Source organism: Enterobacter sp. 241F3 (assembly GCF_034106785.1).
GTDB lineage: Bacteria > Pseudomonadota > Gammaproteobacteria > Enterobacterales > Enterobacteriaceae > Enterobacter > Enterobacter vonholyi.
The window spans coordinates 617,132-635,441 of sequence record NZ_JAWNDD010000001.1; the positions used below are offsets into that span (position 1 = coordinate 617,132).

19 protein-coding genes are annotated in these 18,310 nt (G+C 59.4%); 9 read left to right on the forward strand and 10 right to left on the reverse strand.

Translation table 11 applies throughout. From position 1 onward, the window contains the following. Window positions 1-133 precede the first annotated feature (133 nt). Together nadE and cho are read left to right on the forward strand one after the other, a co-directional pair. Window positions 134-961, forward strand: coding sequence for an ammonia-dependent NAD(+) synthetase (gene nadE / locus UR504_RS02870; protein WP_111965602.1), 828 nt, complete (start codon window positions 134-136; stop codon window positions 959-961). Window positions 962-1,075: 114 nt separating this feature from the next. Further along, complete coding sequence (gene cho / locus UR504_RS02875; RefSeq protein WP_302234765.1) at window positions 1,076-1,954, forward strand: excinuclease Cho; 879 nt, start codon at window positions 1,076-1,078, stop codon at window positions 1,952-1,954. Here cho and ves read toward each other — a convergent pair. The 7 genes from ves to UR504_RS02910 all read right to left on the reverse strand — a co-directional run bounded on the left by ves (window position 1,932) and on the right by UR504_RS02910 (window position 9,641). Beyond that, window positions 1,932-2,489: an environmental stress-induced protein Ves gene (gene ves, locus UR504_RS02880; RefSeq protein WP_302234764.1), complete on the reverse strand. Its 558-nt coding sequence runs from the start codon at window positions 2,487-2,489 to the stop codon at window positions 1,932-1,934. The genes cho and ves overlap by 23 nt on opposite strands. A 295-nt stretch (window positions 2,490-2,784) precedes the next feature. After that, entirely contained in the window at window positions 2,785-3,279 is a 495-nt protein-coding gene (gene spy, locus UR504_RS02885) for an ATP-independent periplasmic protein-refolding chaperone Spy (RefSeq protein WP_274242758.1), read from the reverse strand. 338 nt (window positions 3,280-3,617) lie between these two features. Next, on the reverse strand, window positions 3,618-4,583 hold the full coding sequence (gene astE / locus UR504_RS02890; protein WP_127730464.1) for a succinylglutamate desuccinylase: 966 nt from the start codon (window positions 4,581-4,583) through the stop codon (window positions 3,618-3,620). Between the two features lie 10 nt (window positions 4,584-4,593). After that, on the reverse strand, window positions 4,594-5,919 hold the full coding sequence (gene astB / locus UR504_RS02895) for an N-succinylarginine dihydrolase (protein ID WP_127730462.1): 1,326 nt from the start codon (window positions 5,917-5,919) through the stop codon (window positions 4,594-4,596). After that, the gene (gene astD, locus UR504_RS02900; RefSeq protein ID WP_271367704.1) at window positions 5,906-7,393 is read right to left on the reverse strand and encodes a succinylglutamate-semialdehyde dehydrogenase; all 1,488 of its coding nucleotides are present in this window, start codon (window positions 7,391-7,393) and stop codon (window positions 5,906-5,908) included. The genes astB and astD overlap by 14 nt, the downstream gene beginning before the upstream one ends. Then, a complete protein-coding gene (gene astA / locus UR504_RS02905) occupies window positions 7,390-8,424 on the reverse strand; it encodes an arginine N-succinyltransferase (protein WP_115874811.1) in 1,035 nt (344 codons plus the stop codon). Before astA ends, astD begins: the two co-directional genes overlap by 4 nt. Continuing rightward, window positions 8,421-9,641, reverse strand: a complete 1,221-nt coding sequence (locus UR504_RS02910; RefSeq protein WP_302234763.1) for an aspartate aminotransferase family protein — start codon at window positions 9,639-9,641, stop codon at window positions 8,421-8,423. The genes astA and UR504_RS02910 overlap by 4 nt, the downstream gene beginning before the upstream one ends. Before the next feature lie 433 nt (window positions 9,642-10,074). On the opposite strand from UR504_RS02910, the gene xthA reads away from it, so the two are divergent. The 6 genes from xthA (at window position 10,075) to UR504_RS02940 (ending at window position 16,250) form a co-directional block, all read left to right on the forward strand. Further along, window positions 10,075-10,881, forward strand: a complete 807-nt coding sequence (gene xthA, locus UR504_RS02915; RefSeq protein WP_111965595.1) for an exodeoxyribonuclease III — start codon at window positions 10,075-10,077, stop codon at window positions 10,879-10,881. A gap of 6 nt (window positions 10,882-10,887) precedes the next feature. After that, window positions 10,888-11,571, forward strand: a complete 684-nt coding sequence (locus UR504_RS02920; RefSeq protein ID WP_302234762.1) for a TVP38/TMEM64 family protein — start codon at window positions 10,888-10,890, stop codon at window positions 11,569-11,571. 15 nt (window positions 11,572-11,586) lie between these two features. Next, the gene (locus UR504_RS02925) at window positions 11,587-12,747 is read left to right on the forward strand and encodes an ABC transporter substrate-binding protein (RefSeq protein ID WP_414464875.1); all 1,161 of its coding nucleotides are present in this window, start codon (window positions 11,587-11,589) and stop codon (window positions 12,745-12,747) included. Next, window positions 12,720-14,249 (forward strand): thiamine ABC transporter permease, encoded by a 1,530-nt coding sequence (locus UR504_RS02930; protein ID WP_320739312.1) that lies wholly within the window; start codon window positions 12,720-12,722, stop codon window positions 14,247-14,249. Before UR504_RS02925 ends, UR504_RS02930 begins: the two co-directional genes overlap by 28 nt. Beyond that, on the forward strand, window positions 14,249-14,869 hold the full coding sequence (locus tag UR504_RS02935) for an ATP-binding cassette domain-containing protein (RefSeq protein WP_127730452.1): 621 nt from the start codon (window positions 14,249-14,251) through the stop codon (window positions 14,867-14,869). Before UR504_RS02930 ends, UR504_RS02935 begins: the two co-directional genes overlap by 1 nt. Window positions 14,870-14,942: 73 nt before the next feature. Then, window positions 14,943-16,250, forward strand: coding sequence for a rhodanese-like domain-containing protein (locus UR504_RS02940; RefSeq protein WP_302234759.1), 1,308 nt, complete (start codon window positions 14,943-14,945; stop codon window positions 16,248-16,250). On the opposite strand, the gene UR504_RS02945 is transcribed toward UR504_RS02940, so the two are convergent. Both UR504_RS02945 and UR504_RS02950 read right to left on the reverse strand, forming a co-directional pair. Continuing rightward, window positions 16,247-16,864 (reverse strand): CDP-alcohol phosphatidyltransferase family protein, encoded by a 618-nt coding sequence (locus UR504_RS02945; RefSeq protein ID WP_149366701.1) that lies wholly within the window; start codon window positions 16,862-16,864, stop codon window positions 16,247-16,249. The two genes, UR504_RS02940 and UR504_RS02945, sit on opposite strands and share 4 nt — an antisense overlap. Beyond that, the gene (locus tag UR504_RS02950; RefSeq protein WP_302234758.1) at window positions 16,857-17,426 is read right to left on the reverse strand and encodes a carboxymuconolactone decarboxylase family protein; all 570 of its coding nucleotides are present in this window, start codon (window positions 17,424-17,426) and stop codon (window positions 16,857-16,859) included. Before UR504_RS02950 ends, UR504_RS02945 begins: the two co-directional genes overlap by 8 nt. Window positions 17,427-17,501: 75 nt before the next feature. On the opposite strand from UR504_RS02950, the gene UR504_RS02955 reads away from it, so the two are divergent. Continuing rightward, a complete protein-coding gene (locus UR504_RS02955; protein WP_115874801.1) occupies window positions 17,502-17,918 on the forward strand; it encodes a pyrimidine (deoxy)nucleoside triphosphate diphosphatase in 417 nt (138 codons plus the stop codon). On the opposite strand, the gene UR504_RS02960 is transcribed toward UR504_RS02955, so the two are convergent. Continuing rightward, window positions 17,878-18,156, reverse strand: a complete 279-nt coding sequence (locus tag UR504_RS02960) for a DUF1496 domain-containing protein (RefSeq protein ID WP_115874800.1) — start codon at window positions 18,154-18,156, stop codon at window positions 17,878-17,880. The two genes, UR504_RS02955 and UR504_RS02960, sit on opposite strands and share 41 nt — an antisense overlap. Window positions 18,157-18,310: the final 154 nt, after the last annotated feature.

Consider the following 18,310-nt stretch of genomic DNA (forward strand, 5'->3'; position numbering starts at 1 on the left):
AATAAAACAACGATAAGCTGCTAAATCGGCGCAAATTAGCGCACTCGAAACTGTGATCCTTGTCGTTTCTCGCCCAAAGGGTTAGTTTTAACAGCTAACACATTCTGTTTATGTACTGCATATGGAGGGCGTGATGGCTCTGCAACAAGAGATTATTCAGGCACTGGGCGCGAAGCCTACGGTAGATGCACATGAAGAGATCCGCCGCAGCGTGGATTTTTTAAAATCGTACTTAAAAAAGAACGCTTTCCTGAAATCCCTGGTGCTGGGCATCAGCGGCGGCCAGGACTCTACCCTGACCGGTAAACTCTGCCAGATGGCGATTTCAGAGCTTCGCGAAGAGACGGGCGATGAGACGCTGCAGTTTATCGCTGTGCGCCTTCCTTACGGCGTACAGGCGGACGAGCAGGATTGCCAGGATGCCATTGCCTTCATTCAGCCTGACCGCGTGCTGACCGTGAATATTAAGGGCTCGGTGCTGGCAAGCGAGCAGGCGCTTCGCGAAGCGGGCATTGAGCTGAGCGATTTTGTCCGCGGCAACGAGAAAGCCCGCGAACGTATGAAAGCACAGTACAGCATCGCCGGGATGACCAAAGGCGTCGTGGTCGGCACCGACCATGCGGCCGAAGCGATCACCGGCTTCTTCACCAAGTACGGCGACGGCGGCACCGACATTAACCCGATCTTCCGCCTGAACAAGCGTCAGGGCAAGCAGCTGCTTGCCGCGCTGGGCTGTCCTGAGCATCTGTATAAGAAAGCGCCGACAGCCGATCTGGAGGACGATCGCCCTTCCCTGCCGGATGAAGCAGCGCTTGGCGTCACCTATGACAACATTGATGATTATCTGGAAGGCAAAAAGCTGGATGAACGTACCGCGAAAATCATCGAAGGCTGGTATCTGAAAACCGAGCACAAGCGCCACACGCCCATTACGGTGTTTGACGACTTCTGGAAAAAATAAAGCAAAACGGTAACCCCGTTTAGTAGGCCGGGTAAGGCGTCGCCGCCACCCGGCTCTTTTTTAACCACCACACTCCTGCTACACTGTATACCTGAACAGTATATGGAGCAGTATGTGAGCAGGCGTCAATCCGCCCCGCGACTTGAGTTTGAAGCGGCGGCTATCTACGAATATCCCGAGCACCTTCGCCCCTGGCTTGAAGCATTGCCTAAACAGCCGGGCGTGTACATCTTTCACGGCGAAAGCGACACCCTGCCGCTCTACATTGGCAAGAGCGTTAACATTCGCAGTCGGGTGTTATCCCATCTGCGTACCCCGGACGAGGCCGCCATGCTGCGCCAGTCGCGACGCATTACCTGGTTCCAGACGGCCGGAGAAATGGGCGCGCTGTTGCTGGAGGCTCGGTTGATAAAAGAACAACAGCCGCTGTTCAATAAGCGCCTGCGCCGCAACCGTCAGCTCTGCTCCCTGCAGATAAACGATGGCAAGCCGCAGGTCGTCTACGCGCGCGAGGTCGATTTTTCACATGCCCCGAATCTTTATGGGCTATTCGCCAATAAACGCGCCGCGCTCCAGGCGCTGCAGACGCTGGCGGACGATTTACAGCTTTGCTACAGCCTTTTAGGTCTGGAGGCAACCACCCGCGGACGCGCCTGTTTTCGATCCGCGCTGAAGCGCTGCGCCGGTGCCTGCTGCGGGAAAGAGAGCGTTGAGGCGCATCACGCCCGGCTTCTCACCGGTCTGGCGGCCATCAGCGTGAACTGCTGGCCCTGGGAAAGCGCCGTTGCGCTAAAAGAAGTGGGTGACGCGATGACCCAGTATCACATCGTCAACAACTGGCTCTGGCTGGGCGCTGTCGACGACATCAACGACGCGGCAACCCTGCTGCGCACGCCCGCCGGATTTGACCACGATGGCTATAAAATTCTCTGTAAACCGGTATTAGCCGGTAAATTTGAGATCATTGTGCTCAATAACCTGGCAGCCACGTGATTTCGCTGAACAATAAGGTGCCCTGAGCCTCCAGCAGACGCAGCGTATGGGTACCCTCCTCCCAGCTGGCGCCCTGATCGGCCGTCAGCAATTTATCACCCAGCTGCCACGCCCCGCTTAACACAAACACCACCCCCCCGCGTGAGCCAAAGGTGGTAAAGGTACGGTCAGCCACGCGCACCTTCGCCCGGCAGCAGTCGCGCCGGGTCATGATGTTGAAGTCCATCGCCATCCGCCCATCGGAAAGCAGCGCTTTCACCGGCAGATCGCCAGCAAAGCTGTAGGGCTGATGGTGCTTGAGGGTATGGAAGAATGCCTGACCGGCATCCAGCGTCACCTCCCCTCCTTCCAGTAACGTGATCACCCGGTCGACGCCTGGAAACGAGGAAAATTCGCCGTTGCTTGCAATAGTCGCGATACTGGCACGCCATTGAAAATCCCGCGTCGCGGGAGGGAAACAACAAATCTCACGCGTTTCACCCGCACCATTGCGCCAGAGGCTGACCGGCATCTTACGGATATCAAAGAACTCCATCACCACTCCTGAATGGCACAACCCGTGCCAGGGCAAGGATATTGCTATCGTTGCTGTCTTGTTTGTTATCGTTGGGTATTCACAGAAACAGTATCGGCAGCAGAGAGGTCAGGCCTTAGCGGAACGTTAATAAAAATTCTAACGCCATGACTCTACAAACATTCTCTGATGCGACTACAGGAGCATACCGCGCTGGCGGCGGCAGACAAGAGGGCATGAAAGAAAAACCGCCGGTCCTGTCCACAGCGGTTGCGCTTTTGTGGACAGGACCGGCGGTCTTAAGAGAGTGAACCGATTATTCGGTTGGTGCTGGCATTTTACCTTCCATCGCCGGACGTTCTGTCAGACGCTTCTCAAAATTCGCATTAAATTGTTTTTTCTGTTCCGGGGTCAGAATGTTGTAGATCTTGTTCTGGGTTTCCATGTGAGCCAGCATGCGGGCTTTGTGCTGCTCGGCCATTTTGTCGATCTGCGCTTCGGCTTTCGCCTTATCGAAGCTGTCGCTGGCGATGATGTCATGCATGGCACGACGCTCTTCCAGCGGCGGACGTTTCATCTGATCGCGTTCGCTTTTCCGGATATCGCGGATCTGCTGTTTCTGCGCATCCGTCAGGTTGAGATCCTTGAACATCATCATCTCGTTGTGCATACCCGGACCTTTATGATGCATCATCATTTTGCCTTCAGCAGGCGCGGCAGGTGCAGTGGTCGCAGTATCTGCGGCGAACGCCATGCTGGTAGCGCCCAGAGCCAGGGTAGAAGCAACAAACAGTGCAGTAAACTTACGCATAATTTATTTCCTTTCTTTCAGTTATTCTTCGGCGCTATGCCGTGTTGACGAGATTAACTTTACGGGGTTTATCGTCAATTAGTCAGAGCAACGGTAAAACAATGAAAGTGTAAAAAACAAATTTTCGCCAAATGTGGAGGAAATAAGGATAAAGCGTGGAGAGTTGCAACGAAAAATATTTAATACGATGATTTAAAAGCGATTTAGCAGAAGTATAACCGAGTGAAGATGAATAATAAAGCAATTCACCAGGAATATTCTGCAAAACACGCACAGGCGCTTTAATTGTTAAGAAAAGGTATTTTAGTTCCCCTCCCGGATGAAGAGAGGGGAAAGGTTCAGGATATTTTTTCCAGCATCAGTCCGGCACGCAGGCCAAACGCCACGCTCGGGTTAGGGAATAAAACATACTCGGTGGTTTTCTGCACCTCGTAACGCTCCTCGCCATCCTCGGCCAGCAGCGCCCCTTTGCGAAACGGCGTGAAGTTTAGAGTATGCGCGGCCATATGGAGCAGGAAGGCGTCGCTGCGCCGCGTGATCTGCTGTACGACCCGATACCGCTCGACGGGCAGATGCGTATGCTCGAGAGCCGTTCCGCCCAGCAGCGCCCGAAGGGCGAGATGCGTTGGCGCAAAGCGGGTGAGATCGTTTTGCCCAAACGGCAGCGCTTTCCCCAGCTCCAGCGTACAGGACAACGCGCCAAAGTGCTCACAGGTGAAGTGCGTAAAGGTTCCGCCCGGCGACTGGTGAAACACCAGCGCCTCCAGCCCGGCGTCTCCCAGCCAGCTCAGGAAATCTTCCTCCCACGGCTGATTGCGCTGCGGCAGAACGCCAAAGCGGACATGGTAGGACGCGCGGATGGCCGTATGCAGATCCAGATGCCAGCGCACGGGACCCGCAGCGGCAAAGAACGCGGTCACCACGTTCTCCAGCCACTGTGCCCGCGCCGTTTCGTCACTCTGCGGAAACTGCGACCAGCGCCCGCCGAACATGCGGTTAATGTCGCTCACCAGATACCGCTTGTTTTGCGCCAGCGCAGGGGGATTGCCGAGCACCACCAGCACGCGGCACTTCAGGGCAATTTCATTGCGATACAGCGCGCGCAGCAGCAGATCGACAATCTCAACGGGCGCCGTTTCATTCCCGTGAATGCCCGTTGAAAGCAGCAGCGAGAGATCGCTCTTTGCTGTCGGCGTCAGCTCAAGCACCCCGCGCCCCAGCCACCGCCAGCGAAATGAGGGGCCATCCCCCTCTTTCTGTTCCGGCGTTTCATCGGCCAGGGTCAGCGCCAGTAAATTTTCCATACCCACTCCTTTAGCGCTGGAACGGATAAACCGATCCCAGCTGCAGGATTGTCGACAACGCGTCCAGCGCCTCGCGACCTTCGCGCAGAAGCTGCGGGTCAACCAGATCGGCCTGCGTTAGACGGTCGCGATAGTAGCGATCGACCCAGTCATTCAGGCGCGTAAAGAGCGTATCGTTCATCATGACCGCCGGGTTAACCGCCTGCATTTCGGCCTGAGTCAAGACCACGCGCAGACGTAAACAGGCTGGACCACCGCCGTTGGCCATACTTTCACGCAGGTCAAACACGCGCAGTTCGTCAATCGGGTTATCGGCCTTCACCAGCTCGGTCAGGTAGCGCCACACGCCCTGATGATCCCGGGACTCCTGCGGCAGAACCAGCATCATGCTGCCGTCATCGCGGCTCAGCAGCTGGCTATTGAACAGATACGTTTCGACCGCGTCCTGCACGCTTACCGCCGCCGTTGGCACCTGGATTGGCGTGAAGCCACGCACGCGCTCATGCAGCGTGGCGAGCAGCTTTTCCTGATGGGCAAACGCCTGCTCGTGGCAGAACAGCACCTGGCGGTTAGAAACGGCGATCACGTCGTTATGGAATACGCCCTGGTCAATCACATGCGGGTTTTGCTGGGCAAAAACCACCTGGGAAGGATTGACCTGATTCAGGCGGGCAACCGCCTGGCTGGCCGCCAGCGTCTGACGCGCAGGGTAACGGGTTGGCGCGGCGTGGCCCCCCTCTTCTCGCCCGTAGATAAACAGCTGCAGGCCCGGGTCACCATAATCGCCCCCCAGGCGGTTATGGTTGGCCGCGCCTTCGTCGCCAAACATCGCCACCTGCGGCAGGGCCTGATGCACCGCAAAAAGGGCGTCCTGGTTGAAAATGGCGCGCAGCACGCGCTCGGTGGTTTCCGCTTCGGTGGCGCGGTGAAACTTGTTATTCAGGTTCGCCACCGTCAGGTGGACTTTGCCATCCAGCGTATCGGCTGACGGCGCGACGGTTGCCGCGTTGGCGACCCACATCGAAGAGGCCGAGCTTGCCGCCGAGAGCAGGTGCGGCGTCTGCGTACCCGCTTTTTCAACCACCTGCTCATCGGTGCCGCTAAAGCCGAGCTGACGCAGCACCGCCACGTTCGGACGCTCCTGCGGCGGGATCACCGCCTGCGGGAAACCGGCATCCGCCAGCGCTTTCATCTTAAGCAGCCCCTGCTTCGCCGCCAGCTTCGGGTTGGAAACCTGAAAGCGGTGCTTCGTGGAGGCTTCATTACCAAAAGAGAGACCGGCGTAGTGGTGCGTCAGCCCCACCAGCCCGTCAAAGTTGACTTCACGCGCTTTCATGGCGATCCCCTCCGGTAAAGTCCAGCCCCGGATTAAGCGTCTCCGGCAGCGTCAGCGCCGGGGTTTCCAGGCTCGCCATCGGCCAGGCACAGTAATCGGCGGCATACCACGCGCTGGCGCGATGGTTGCCCGATGCGCCCACGCCGCCGAACGGCGCGGTGCTCGCGGCCCCGGTCAGCGGTTTATTCCAGTTCACGATCCCGGCGCGCGCTTCCAGCAGCAGTCGATCAAACTTCTCGCGATGAGGCGAAATCAGCCCGCTCGACAGGCCGTAGCGGGTGTTATTCGCCATCGCAATCGCCGCATCAAAATCGTCGTAACGCCAGACGCACAGCAGCGGACCAAAGACCTCTTCATCCGGGACGTTGCTCGCGCCACTCATCTCTACGATGCCCGGCGTCAGCAGCGAGGTTCCTGGCTGAACCAGCTTCGGCTCCAGCAGGGTTTTCGCGCCGCGCGCGACGTGGTCCTGCCAGGCCTTCAGCACGTTCAGCGCGGCCTGTTCGGAAATCAGTCCGCCGATAAACGGCTGCGGATCGGCATCCCACGCGGCAGGCACCAGACGCGCGCTCACTTCAACCAGACGTTTCAGGAAGGCATCCCCCTGTGCGCCCCGCTTCACCAGCAGACGGCGGGAACAGGTGCAGCGCTGTCCGGCGGTAATAAAGGCGGACTGAATCGTCAGGTGCACCGCGGCGTCGATATCGTCAGGGTCTTCCACAATCAGCGGGTTGTTGCCGCCCATCTCCAGCGCCAGGATTTTCTCCGGCTGCCCTGCCAGCTGGCGGTGCAGCTGATAGCCCGTACCGGCGCTGCCGGTAAACAGCAGGCCGTCGATATCGCTCAGCGCGCTCAGCGCCTGACCGGTTTCCCGTCCGCCCTGCACCAGGTTTAGCACGCCCGGCGGCAGGCCTGCCTGTTCCCACAGCTTAACCACCGCTTCGCCGGTTAATGGCGTGAGCTCGCTCGGTTTGAAGATGACGGTATTGCCCGCCAGCAGCGCGGGCACAATGTGCCCATTCGGCAGATGCCCCGGGAAGTTGTACGGACCAAACACCGCCAGCACGCCGTGCGGACGGTGGCGCAGCGTGGCCGCGCCGTCCGGCATGTCGGTGTGCTGTTCGCCGGTACGGGTGTGGTACGCCTTCACCGAAATGGCGATTTTGTTGATCATCGCCGTCACTTCGGTTGTCGCTTCCCAGCGCGGTTTACTGGTTTCAGACGCGATGATGCGCGTCAGTTCGGCCTTGTTTGCCTCCAGCAGCCCGGCAAACTTTTCAACAATTTCCTGGCGCACGGCGAAAGGCTGTTTTGCCCACGCCGGAAACGCGCGGCGGGCGGCATGGCAGGCTTGTTCCACCTGCGCGGCGCTGGCGTCATTCCCCTTCCAGAGCGCCTCTTTTCCTACCGGATTGGTCTTTACGCGCTCTTCGCCTTCGCCCGTGACCCAGTCACCGTTAATCCATAATGTCATGCTGTTTTCTCCTCAGGGCAGAGACGCACCAGGCGAACCGTATCGCCGGCGTTACATTTCAGGGCATCCAGTTCTGCAGCCGTCAGCACCAGACGTTCACATTTGGGGTTGGTCCGCACCAGCATGGCGCGGAAGTTGGCATAATTTTCGTTCGCCACCAGGCACGCCGGCCAGTCGCCCGGCGCGGGCTGGCCTTCAGAGACCTCAACCAGACGGCTTTTACGGATCGCGCGCACGCGGTCGATGTCGCACTCAAGCGTAGGCCCGCCGTCAAAGATGTCGACATAGTTGCGGTAGCGGAAGCCTTCTTTCTCCAGCACCGCGCGGGCGGGTGCGGTTTGCGGATGCACTTCGCCGATCACCGCCTGTGCTTCCGGGCTGAGGAAATGGGTATAGATAGGATGCTTCGGCATCAGCTCGGCGATAAAGGCTTTCTGGCCGGTACCGCAGAGATAGTCCGCCCGGCTGAACTCCATCGAGAAGAAGCGCTCGCCCAGGCTCTCCCAGAACGGCGAGTAGCCGGTGTCGTCGATCACGCCGCGCATCTCCGCAACCACTTTTTCGTTAAAGCGATCGCGGAAGGCGGCCATAAACATAAAGCGCGATTTGGAGAGCAGATAGCCGTTGCCCTCTTTTCGCCACGCCGGGTCGAGGAACAGCGTGCACAGCTCGCTGGCGCCCGTGTGGTCATTGCAGAGAAACAGCGTGGGCAGCGCGTTATAGACGTTCAGCTCTTTCGAGGCGTGAACCATGGTGCCGACGCGGTAGTTGTACCACGGATCGTTAAGCCCGACGGCCACTTCAATGGCGCAGATCCCGGCCACGGTTCCCGTGTCGGTGTCTTCCAGCACGAACACATACCCCTGTTCGCTTTTAGGCAACGTCCCCTGCCAGGTTTGCAGGGCGCGCTCAATGCGCGCCGACAGCGTATTTTCATCGGCAGGAAGCGAGGTCAGCCCGCCTCCCGTCTTACCGGCAAGCTGCATGAGCCCGGCGAGGTCGCCGCGCTCAACGGGACGGATGACCATCATGATGACACCCCGGATTTCACCTTTTCACACGCCAGCGCAAAGCGGTCCAGACCGGTTTGCACCTCTTCCTCGCTGACGATCAGCGCGGGAGCAAAACGCACTACGCTGGCACCGGCAATCAGCACCATCACGCCCACTTTTGCCGCTTCCTGTGAAATAAGTTTAGCTTTCCCGGCAAACTCAGCTGTGAGCTCGCAGCCGATTAACAGCCCCAGGCCGCGGATCTCTTTAAACAGCCCCGTTTTGCCGTTGATGGCGTTCAGGCGCTCAACAAACCAGTCGTGGCGCTGCTTAACGCCCTTCAGCACCTCAGGGGTGTTAATGATGTCGAGCACCTGTCCGGCGACGGCGGTGGCCAGCGGGTTGCCGCCGTAGGTGGTGCCGTGGGTGCCGACGGTCATCACGCTGGCGAATTTATCGATGGTCAGCGTCGCGCCAATCGGGAAGCCGCCGCCCAGCGCTTTGGCGGTCGAAAGCACGTCCGGCGTGACGCCGTAGTGCATATAGGCATACAGCTCGCCGGTGCGGCCCACGCCGGTCTGCACTTCGTCGAAAATCAGCACCGCGTTATGACGATCGCACAGCTCGCGCAGCCCCTGCAGGAATTCCTTTTTCGCCGGAAGCACGCCGCCCTCGCCCTGCATCGGCTCGACGATCACCGCGCAGGTGGTGTCGTTAATCAGCTCGCTGGCGGACTGTAGATCGTTATAAATACCGTGACGGATATCCGGCGGCAGCGGGGCGAAATCCTGCGAGTATGAAGGCTGGCCGCCCGCGCTGACGGTAAAGAGCGTGCGCCCGTGGAAGGCATTTTTAAACGCCACGATGCCGCTCTTGTGGGTACCAAATTTATCGTGCGCATATTTGCGCGCCAGCTTCAGCGCCGCTTCGTTGGCTTCCGCCCCCGAGTTACAGAAAAAGACTTTTTCGGCAAACGTCGCGTCGATCAGTTTTTTGGCCAGACGCAGCGCGGGCTCGTTGGTAAAGCCGTTGCCGGTATGCCAGAACTTCGCCGCCTGGTCATTGAGCGCCTGACGCAGCGCCGGGTGCGCATGACCCAGCGCATTGACCGCAATCCCACCGGCAAAGTCGATATACTCTTTACCCTGCTGATCCCACAGGCGCGAGCCTTCCCCACGAACCGGAATAAAAGCCGCCGGAGCGTAAACCGGCATCATCCATTCATCGAAATTTTCACGCGTAATTGACAGAGACATAGCGACCTCATCCGGTAAATAAAAAGTTATTTGAATGTTAAATAATTGAGTGTTTGCACTGTGAATGTAGATTGCAGCCTTCGTGCCAGCCAGCGATAAAATTGCATAAACGGGTTGAGGTAACAGAATATCAACAAGTTACGACATGGAGTTATTCACTGTTAGTGCATAAAAAGTGAATATTTTTACGACAAGCGGCGCTTTGCCGCATGAAAATCAGAAAGAGTATGCACAGGCCAAATATAATTCTGGAATTGTGATCGCTCGCGAAATTTATCGGTCATTTACGCCCTGTTTGAGGGCGAGGCGCGTCAGAATGGTGCAAATATTGCACCACCGGCATTATCTGTTGCAGTTATTGGCCGAAGCCGGTAACAGTTGACGCAAATTCTGCTACCATCCTTGCACTATTCACCTTGCACTGGCAGCGACTATGAAATTTGTCTCTTTTAATATCAACGGCCTGCGTGCCCGCCCTCATCAGCTTGAAGCTATCGTTGAGCAACATCAGCCAGATGTGATCGGCCTGCAGGAGACAAAGGTTCACGACGACATGTTCCCCCTCGAAGAGGTGGCGAAACTCGGCTACAACGTCTTTTATCACGGCCAGAAAGGTCACTATGGCGTCGCGCTGCTGACCAAAGCGCCGCCGGTTTCCGTGCGTCGCGGCTTCCCCGGCGACGGTGAAGAAGCGCAGCGCCGCATCATCATGGCGGAAGTCCCTTCCGCGCTCGGAAATATCACGGTCATTAACGGCTATTTCCCGCAGGGTGAGAGCCGTGACCATGAAACAAAATTCCCTGCTAAAGCCAAGTTTTATCAGGATCTGCAGGACTACCTGACCACCGAACTCAAAAAAGAGAATCCGGTGCTGATCATGGGCGATATGAATATTAGCCCGACGGATCTGGATATCGGTATTGGCGAAGAGAACCGCAAACGCTGGCTGCGTACCGGCAAATGCTCCTTCCTGCCGGAAGAGCGTGAGTGGATGGAGCGCCTGCTGGGCTGGGGCCTGGTGGACACGTTCCGCAACGCCAACCCGGAAACGCAGGATCGCTTCTCCTGGTTTGACTACCGCTCAAAAGGCTTTGACGACAACCGCGGCCTGCGTATCGACCTGCTGCTGGCCAGTTCGCCGCTGGCAGAGCGCTGCATCGAAACCGGGATCGACTACGACATCCGCAGCATGGAAAAACCGTCTGACCACGCGCCGGTGTGGGCTAAATTCAAGCTGTAATGACGCGTGAACATTCGAAAAACACTCTTCCTGTGCGCCCTTCTGGGCGCATTTATTCTGACGTTTGTCATGCTTTCCCCGGGAACCCTCTCCCTGGAAGGGATTAAAACCCACCAGCAGGCACTCCTCTCCCATGTTGACCACGCGCCGCTGCGCAGCGCGCTGACCTTTTTTGCGATCTATGTGGCGGTCTCCGCCCTCTCGATTCCCGGCGCGGCGATCCTTACCCTGCTGGGCGGGGCGTTGTTTAGCCTGTGGGAAGGCACCGTGCTGGTCTCGTTTGCCTCCACCCTCGGGGCGACGCTTGCGATGCTCGCAAGCCGTTATCTGCTGCGCGACTGGGTTCAGCAGCGGTTTGCTCAGCGGATGAAAACGGTAAACGCTGGCATGGCGCGCGACGGAGCGGGCTATCTTTTTGCCCTGCGCCTGATGCCGCTGTTCCCGTTTTTCCTGGTGAATTTGCTTATGGGGCTGACCCGCATTGGCGTCTGCCGCTACTGGTGGGTCAGCCAGGCAGCCATGCTGCCCGCCACGATTATCTTTCTGAACGCCGGGCGCGAGCTGGGAAAAGTGGCATCGCTGCGCGATATTTTGTCGCCTGGCATGGTATTCGCCTTTACACTACTGGGGTTATTACCGCTGGTCACCCGCTGGCTGTTTTCCCGTTTTCTCCCGTCTGCTAAAAAGTGAGGCATTATGCGCCGTGTGCGTTTTTGCACGTTTCTGACCGGTCTGCTGCTGGCAGCCCCCCTATTTGCCGCCGACGGCTGGCAGGCCATTCAGCAACAGGCTAAAGGCCAGACCGTCTGGTTTAACGCCTGGGGCGGCGATCCGGCGGTCAACCGCTATCTGGAATGGGTCAGCGGCGAGATGCAAACGCACTATGCCATTACCCTAAAAATCGTCCCGCTGGCGGATGCTGCCGACGCCGTAAAACGTATTCAGACCGAAGCCGCCGCGGGGCGTAAGACCAACGGCTCGGTTGACCTGCTGTGGATTAACGGCGAAAACTTCCGCACGCTGAAAGAGGCGAACCTGCTGCAAACCGGATGGGCGCAGACGCTGCCAAACTGGCGCTATGTTGATACCCGCAAACCGGTCACCGAAGATTTTGCCGTCCCAACCGACGGGGCGGAGTCGCCATGGGGCGGCGCGCAGCTGACCTTTATCGCCCGCAAGGCCAGCATGCCGACGCCGCCTGTGGATCCTCAGGCGCTGCTGGCCTACGCGCAGCAGCACCCCGGCAAGATCAGCTATCCTCGCCCGCCCGATTTTACCGGCACGGCATTTCTTGAGCAGCTGCTGCTGACGCTGACCGCTCACCCGGACGCGCTGCAAAAGGCTCCCGATAGCACCTTTGCCGAGGTGACGGCACCGCTCTGGGATTATCTGGACAAACTCCACCCGCAGCTGTGGCGCGAAGGGAAAGATTTCCCCCCTTCCCCTGCACGGATGGATGCCCTGCTTGCCAGCGGCAGTCTGAACCTGTCGCTGACCTTTAACCCGGCCCATGGTCAGCAAAAAATAGCGAGCGGCGAACTGCCTGCCGACAGCTACAGCTTTGGTTTCCAGAGTGGGATGCTAGGTAACGTCCATTTTGTGGCGATTCCGGCCAATGCCGGCGCCAGCGCGGGTGCAAAACTGGTCGCTAATTTCCTGCTGTCACCGCAGGCGCAGATCCGCAAGGCCGACCCGGCCATCTGGGGCGATCCGAGCGTGCTGGATGCCAAAACGCTGCCCGAAGGTGAAGCCAAACAGCTGCTGGCCCACACGCCTCAGGAGTTGCCGAAGGTGCTTGCAGAGCCGCAGTCCGCCTGGGTGAACGCGCTGGAGCAGGAATGGCTGCGTCGTTACGGCACCCGCTGAGCGGGCTAGTCTGGCTGGCGATGGCGGTAATTTATCTACCGGTCCTGCCCGCCGGCGCCATGCTGCTTGCCCCGGCGTTTTCGGTGACAAACTGGCAGCAGCTGCTGAACGATCCGCAACTGCCGCAGGCGACCGTCGCCACGCTGGTCTCAACGCTCATCGCCACGCTCGGGGCGTTGCTGATTGCCCTTTTCCTCGTCAGCCTTTTATGGCCCGGTAAGCGCTGGCGCCGTCTCACTACCCGCCTGCCGTGGCTACTGGCGATCCCCCATGTGGCGTTCGCCACCGGTGCATTACTGCTTTTTGCCGAGGGCGGTCTGTTTTATCAGATCTGCACCGTCTGTTCGCCGCCGTTTGACCGATACGGCGCCGGGCTGGGCCTGACGCTCGCGGTCAAAGAGAGCGCGTTTGTGCTGTGGGCGATTTACGCCGTGCTGCCGGAGAAGCGGCTCGCGCAGCATAAGATCGTCCTGCAAACCTTTGGCTACGGGCGTTTTCAGACGCTCAGCTGGCTGATTCTCCCGGCCATCGCGCCAGTCCTCGGCGCAGTGATGCTGGCGGTGCTGGCATGGTCGCTCTCGGTCGTGGATGTGGCGATCGTTCTCGGGCCCGGCAACCCGCCTACCCTGGCCGTGCTGGCCTGGCAGTGGCTGAGCCAGGGCGACGCGCATCAGCAGGCAAAAGGGACGCTGCTGTGCCTGCTTCTCCTTCTGCTGCTGTCCGCGCTTGCCGCCCTCGGGTACGGCCTCTGGAAAGCATGGCGTCGCACCATTCCGGAAGTCGCGGGGACGCGTCCCCGGTCTCAGCGCCTCCTGCCTGAGCGAGCACTGAGCGGGTTCCTCCCCGCGTGCGGCGTGCTGTGCGCCGTGGTGCTGTTGATGCTGGCGCAAAGGAATGACGTTGGCCCGGTGGGAAGCAGCCTTTCCTTCGGTCTGCTTTCAGCCCTGATTGCCCTGGTCGTCGGCTTGCTCTGGCTGGAATGGGGTCCGCAGCGCGGCGCACTGTGGGTGTGGCTACCGATCGCCCTTCCGGCCCTCCCGCTCGTCACCGGCCAGTACGCGATTGCGTTGCACCTGGGCGTCGACGGGCACTACGCCGCCGTGCTCTGGAGCCATCTGCTCTGGGTGTTGCCGTGGATGCTGCTGGTGCTGCAGCCCGCCTGGCGGCGGATCGATCCCCGACTTATCCTTACCGCCAGGACGCTCGGCTGGCGACGGGCAAAAATCTTCTTGCTGCTGAAATGCCCCCTGTTGGTGCGCCCTGCGCTGCTGGCCTTTGCTAGCGGTTTTTCCGTCAGCATGGCGCAATACATGCCGACGCTGTGGCTGGGCGCGGGGCGGTTCGCCACCCTTACCACCGAAACCGTCGCGCTCAGCAGCGGGGGCAGCATCCCGATCCTCGCTAACCGGGCGCTGGGACTACTGCTGGTCACGGGCACGGTGTTTGGTCTTGCGGCCCTGCTATCCCGGCTCGTGGGCCGCTACCGACAAGGATTACGTTAATGCTGAAGGTAAACAATCTCACCATCGAACCGCTTTTCCGCGAGGTCAGTTTTTGCGTGCCCCGCGGGGAGATCGTCACCCTGATGGGGCCGTCCGGCAGCGGCAAATCGACCCTTTTTGCCTGGATGGTCGGCGCGCTGTCAGACGATTTCCAGGCGCGGGGCGAACTGTGGCTGGACGCGCGTCGCTGCGACGGTCTCCCCGTGGAATCCCGCGGGCTGGGTATTCTCTTTCAGGACGCGCTGCTGTTCGAACAGTTCAGCGTCGGGCAGAATTTGCTGCTGGCGCTGCCCGAGCGCATCACCGGACGCGCGCGTCGGGAAGCGGTCGAGCAGGCTCTGAATTCCGCGGGGCTGAGCGGTCATTACGCCAGCGACCCGGCCACCCTTTCCGGCGGTGAGCGCGCCCGGGTTAGCCTGCTGCGCGCCCTGCTCGCGGAGCCGCAGGCGCTGCTGCTGGATGAACCGTTCAGCCGCCTCGATAAAGCGTTGCGAGCCTCGTTTCGGGCATGGGTTTTTGACGCCGTCCGCTCGCGCAATATCCCGGTGGTGCTGGTCACGCACGATGAGGACGATATTCCGCCCGGCGGCAAGCTGATTGAGATTTCTCGCTGGCAATAATGTGCTAACGCAATGTTTTCCGTTTCGGGAGAGACGACAATGCCCCCCTCTTTTATTGACGTCAGGTTATTCGATGAAACGTGTTTCTCAACTGACCGCGCTGGCTCTGCTCTGCGGCCTCGCGTCCTTTTCCTCTCTGGCGGCTAATATGCCCAACGCGATGACGCTGTCTCAGCTTCAGGCGCAGCACGGCACGCCTGTCGATACCCGGCCCAGCGCCTTCTATAACGGCTGGCCACAGACTTTTCGCGCGCCTTCCGGGCATGAACCCGCCGCAATCAACCTGGCTGCCGCCTGGCTTGACAGCATGAGCGACGAGCAGCTTGCGCTTTGGGCAAAACAGCATCAGTTGACCCCTGCGACGGCCATCGCTCTGTACGGTGACGATAGGGATAACCAGGCGGTGAAAGCCCGTCTGGAGAAAGCAGGATATCGCCACGTTTCGCTGCTCAGCGATGCGCTGCAGACCCCCGGCCGTCTTCAGCGTCTGCCGCACTTTGAACAGCTGGTTTACCCGGAGTGGATCCATCGCCTGCAACAAGGGGAACGTATCACCGCCGCACCATCAGCCGACTGGAAGATTATAGAAGCCGGCTGGGGGGCGCCTAAATTTTATCTGCTCGGCCATATTCCCGGGGCGGGCTACATCGATACTAACGAGGTTGAAAGCGAACCGCTGTGGAATAAAGTCTCTGACGACAAGCTGAAAGCGATGCTGGAGAAACACGGGATCCGCCATGATACTACCGTTATTCTGTATGGTCGCGACGTTTACGCCGCCGCCCGTGTGGGCCAGATAATGCTCTACGCCGGCGTGAAAGATGTACGTCTTCTGGACGGCGGCTGGAAGGCATGGTCTGATTCGGGACTGCTGGTACAGGGCGGAGTGCCCGGCCCCGTCAAACCCGCCCCCGATTTTGGCGCGCCGATCCCCGGCCAGCCGCAGCTGATGGTGGATATGGAACAGGCGCGCGGCATGCTGCACCGTCAGGATGCCTCCCTGGTCAGCATTCGCTCGTGGCCGGAGTTCATCGGCGAAACCAGCGGCTACAGCTACATCAAGCCAAAAGGTGAAATTGCCGGTGCCCGCTGGGGCCACGCGGGCAGCGATGCGACCCACATGGAGGATTTCCATAACCCGGATGGCACCATGCGCAGCGCGGACGATATCGCCGCCCAGTGGAAGCGCTGGAATATTCTGCCGGAACAGCACGTCGCGTTTTACTGCGGCACCGGCTGGCGGGCGTCCGAAACCTTTATGTACGCCCGGGCGATGGGCTGGAAGAATGTCGCCGTCTATGACGGCGGCTGGTACGAATGGAGCAGTCACCCGCAGAACCCGGTCACCAGCGGAGAGCGTGGGCCAGAGAGCGCTCTCTAAGGGTTGAGTGACTTCAGCGTCACATAGCCGCTCCAGACGCGCGTTGTGGTGGTCAGCCAGCACAGCGCGCCGAATACCCACGCGAACAGCGTAAAGTGTGCCGGGAAGAGGCAGCACAGCACGAACAGCGCGATGGTCTCCGTCCCTTCCGTTAACCCACCGATGTAATAAAACGACTTGTGCGCATAGCCGGGGTTGTCGATGTCGTGCTTTGCGGCCAGCGCCGCAAACGCCAGAAAACTGCTGCCGGTCCCGATAAACGCAAACAGCAGCCATGCGGCCGCCAGCGCATTCTCTGCCGGAGCAGCGAGCGCAAAGCCAAACGGCACCAGGGCGTAGAAAAGAAAATCGAGCGCGATATCGAGAAATCCCCCCGCATCGCTCAGCCCTCTGCGGCGCGCCAGCGCCCCGTCCAGACCATCCAGCAGGCGGTTAAGCACGATGGCGACCAGCGCCGCCGGATACCAGCCGAGGGCCAGAAACGGCAGCGCCAGCACGCCGATGGCAAACCCTGTCAGGGTCAATCCGTCGGGCGTGATGCCCGGTCGGTCCAGCACGGAGACCATAAAATTCAGAGCGGGTTTTATCCGAGGGTGAAGATGGCGATCAAGCATGAGGCGTCTCGTTAAATGTGGCGCACAGCCCCTGCGCCGGGATGTCCAGCGCGGCGTTAAAGCGGGCGGAGAGATTCTGAAAGGCAATGAGCGCCGTCATCTCGGTGATGGCGTCATCCGTAAAGTGGCGCTTCAGCGCCGCTCTGATGGCCTCATCCGCCCGGGGCGGCGTGGCGGTCACCGCCTCGGCGTAGGCCAGCGCCGCGCGCTCCTGCTCCGTGAACAAGGCGGAACCCTGCCAGTCGCTCACGGCCTGCACCTTATCCAGCGCCCCGCTGCGCTCGGCCAGCCGCAGGCTGTTGGCATCAATACAGAAAGCACAGTGGCAGAGCTGGGATACCCGCGTCATGAGCAGCGAACGAAGAACGGGCGTCAGGCGCGCGCGACGACGCTCAAGAAAACCGACGAACAGCGCCACCAGCCAGAACAGACGCGGCATGCGCCCCCACCAGCGCGTGGGATTTAGCACGGCGCCAAAATGCTTTTTTTGCATCACGGCAATGGGTTTAAGGCTGGCGGGAAGGGATTCGATAGGGGCAACCCAGGCGGTAGTCTCTTTCACCTGATTCTCCTGATAGCTGGACTCTGAGAAAGGGCACGATAATATGTCTTTTTTCGCCATCAATTATTGACGACCATGCTGAAAACACTCGATGTCGTTGCCGCCATCATCGAAAAAGACGACAAAATTTTACTGGCACAGCGCCCTGCCCACGCCGACCAGCCGGGCATGTGGGAATTTGCAGGCGGCAAAGTCGAGGCGGGTGAAACCCAGCCCGAGGCGCTTATCCGCGAGCTGCGTGAAGAGTTGGGTATTGAAGCGCTGCCCGCGCAATACGTGGCAAGCCACCAGCGCGAGGTCTCGCAGCGGTTAATCAACCTGCACGCCTGGCATGTTCCTGCGTTTAGCGGTGCGCTCACGGCGCACTACCACAGCGCGCTGGCGTGGTGTACGCCGGAAGAGGCGTTTGGCTACGCCCTGGCTCCCGCAGATATTCCCCTGCTGGAAGCGTTTATTGTTTTACGCGACGCCAGACCAGCGGGTTCGTGCTGATAGCGCGCTCGTCGCGCTGGCACTGCAGCAGAATGCCGTCCGCTTTCACCACGGCGCCTTCCGAGTAGTTCTGATTCTGATAGATGCAGCACTGATTACAGGGCTGCACCGTTTGATTCTGGCCGCTGGAGCTAAACACTTCCGGCGGCACATTCACTTCCACGTCCGGACGAATGCGGTCAGCCTGCGCGCCAGCGGTGAAGATCAGACATAACGCGGTTAATAGATAACGTTTCATAGACACATCTTCCTGTTGTTCCCTTGATAATGACTATAACGGTAAACCCGCGCGGAACCTTTAATTTATCTCGTCATCGCTTTTGGTTATGACGCCCGCGCTCTCATTAATTTCCCTTTCGTCCTAAATTTCTGCTTGCCAGACAAAGCAGTAC

Excerpts from the sequence above, each read along its gene's own strand:
- ves (WP_302234764.1), bottom strand. The coding sequence starts at position 2,489 with ATGGAGTTCTTTGATATCCGTAAGATGCCGGTCAGCCTCTGGCGCAAT.
- UR504_RS02935 (WP_127730452.1), top strand. The coding sequence starts at position 14,249 with ATGCTGAAGGTAAACAATCTCACCATCGAACCGCTTTTCCGCGAGGTC.
- astA (WP_115874811.1), bottom strand. The coding sequence starts at position 8,424 with ATGATGGTCATCCGTCCCGTTGAGCGCGGCGACCTCGCCGGGCTCATG.
- astE (WP_127730464.1), bottom strand. The coding sequence starts at position 4,583 with ATGGAAAATTTACTGGCGCTGACCCTGGCCGATGAAACGCCGGAACAG.
- xthA (WP_111965595.1), top strand. The coding sequence starts at position 10,075 with ATGAAATTTGTCTCTTTTAATATCAACGGCCTGCGTGCCCGCCCTCAT.
- astB (WP_127730462.1), bottom strand. The coding sequence starts at position 5,919 with ATGAAAGCGCGTGAAGTCAACTTTGACGGGCTGGTGGGGCTGACGCAC.
- UR504_RS02930 (WP_320739312.1), top strand. The coding sequence starts at position 12,720 with ATGGCTGCGTCGTTACGGCACCCGCTGAGCGGGCTAGTCTGGCTGGCG.
- astD (WP_271367704.1), bottom strand. The coding sequence starts at position 7,393 with ATGACATTATGGATTAACGGTGACTGGGTCACGGGCGAAGGCGAAGAG.
- UR504_RS02955 (WP_115874801.1), top strand. The coding sequence starts at position 17,502 with ATGCTGAAAACACTCGATGTCGTTGCCGCCATCATCGAAAAAGACGAC.
- UR504_RS02945 (WP_149366701.1), bottom strand. The coding sequence starts at position 16,864 with ATGCTTGATCGCCATCTTCACCCTCGGATAAAACCCGCTCTGAATTTT.
- UR504_RS02940 (WP_302234759.1), top strand. The coding sequence starts at position 14,943 with ATGAAACGTGTTTCTCAACTGACCGCGCTGGCTCTGCTCTGCGGCCTC.
- UR504_RS02960 (WP_115874800.1), bottom strand. The coding sequence starts at position 18,156 with ATGAAACGTTATCTATTAACCGCGTTATGTCTGATCTTCACCGCTGGC.
- nadE (WP_111965602.1), top strand. The coding sequence starts at position 134 with ATGGCTCTGCAACAAGAGATTATTCAGGCACTGGGCGCGAAGCCTACG.
- spy (WP_274242758.1), bottom strand. The coding sequence starts at position 3,279 with ATGCGTAAGTTTACTGCACTGTTTGTTGCTTCTACCCTGGCTCTGGGC.
- UR504_RS02910 (WP_302234763.1), bottom strand. The coding sequence starts at position 9,641 with ATGTCTCTGTCAATTACGCGTGAAAATTTCGATGAATGGATGATGCCG.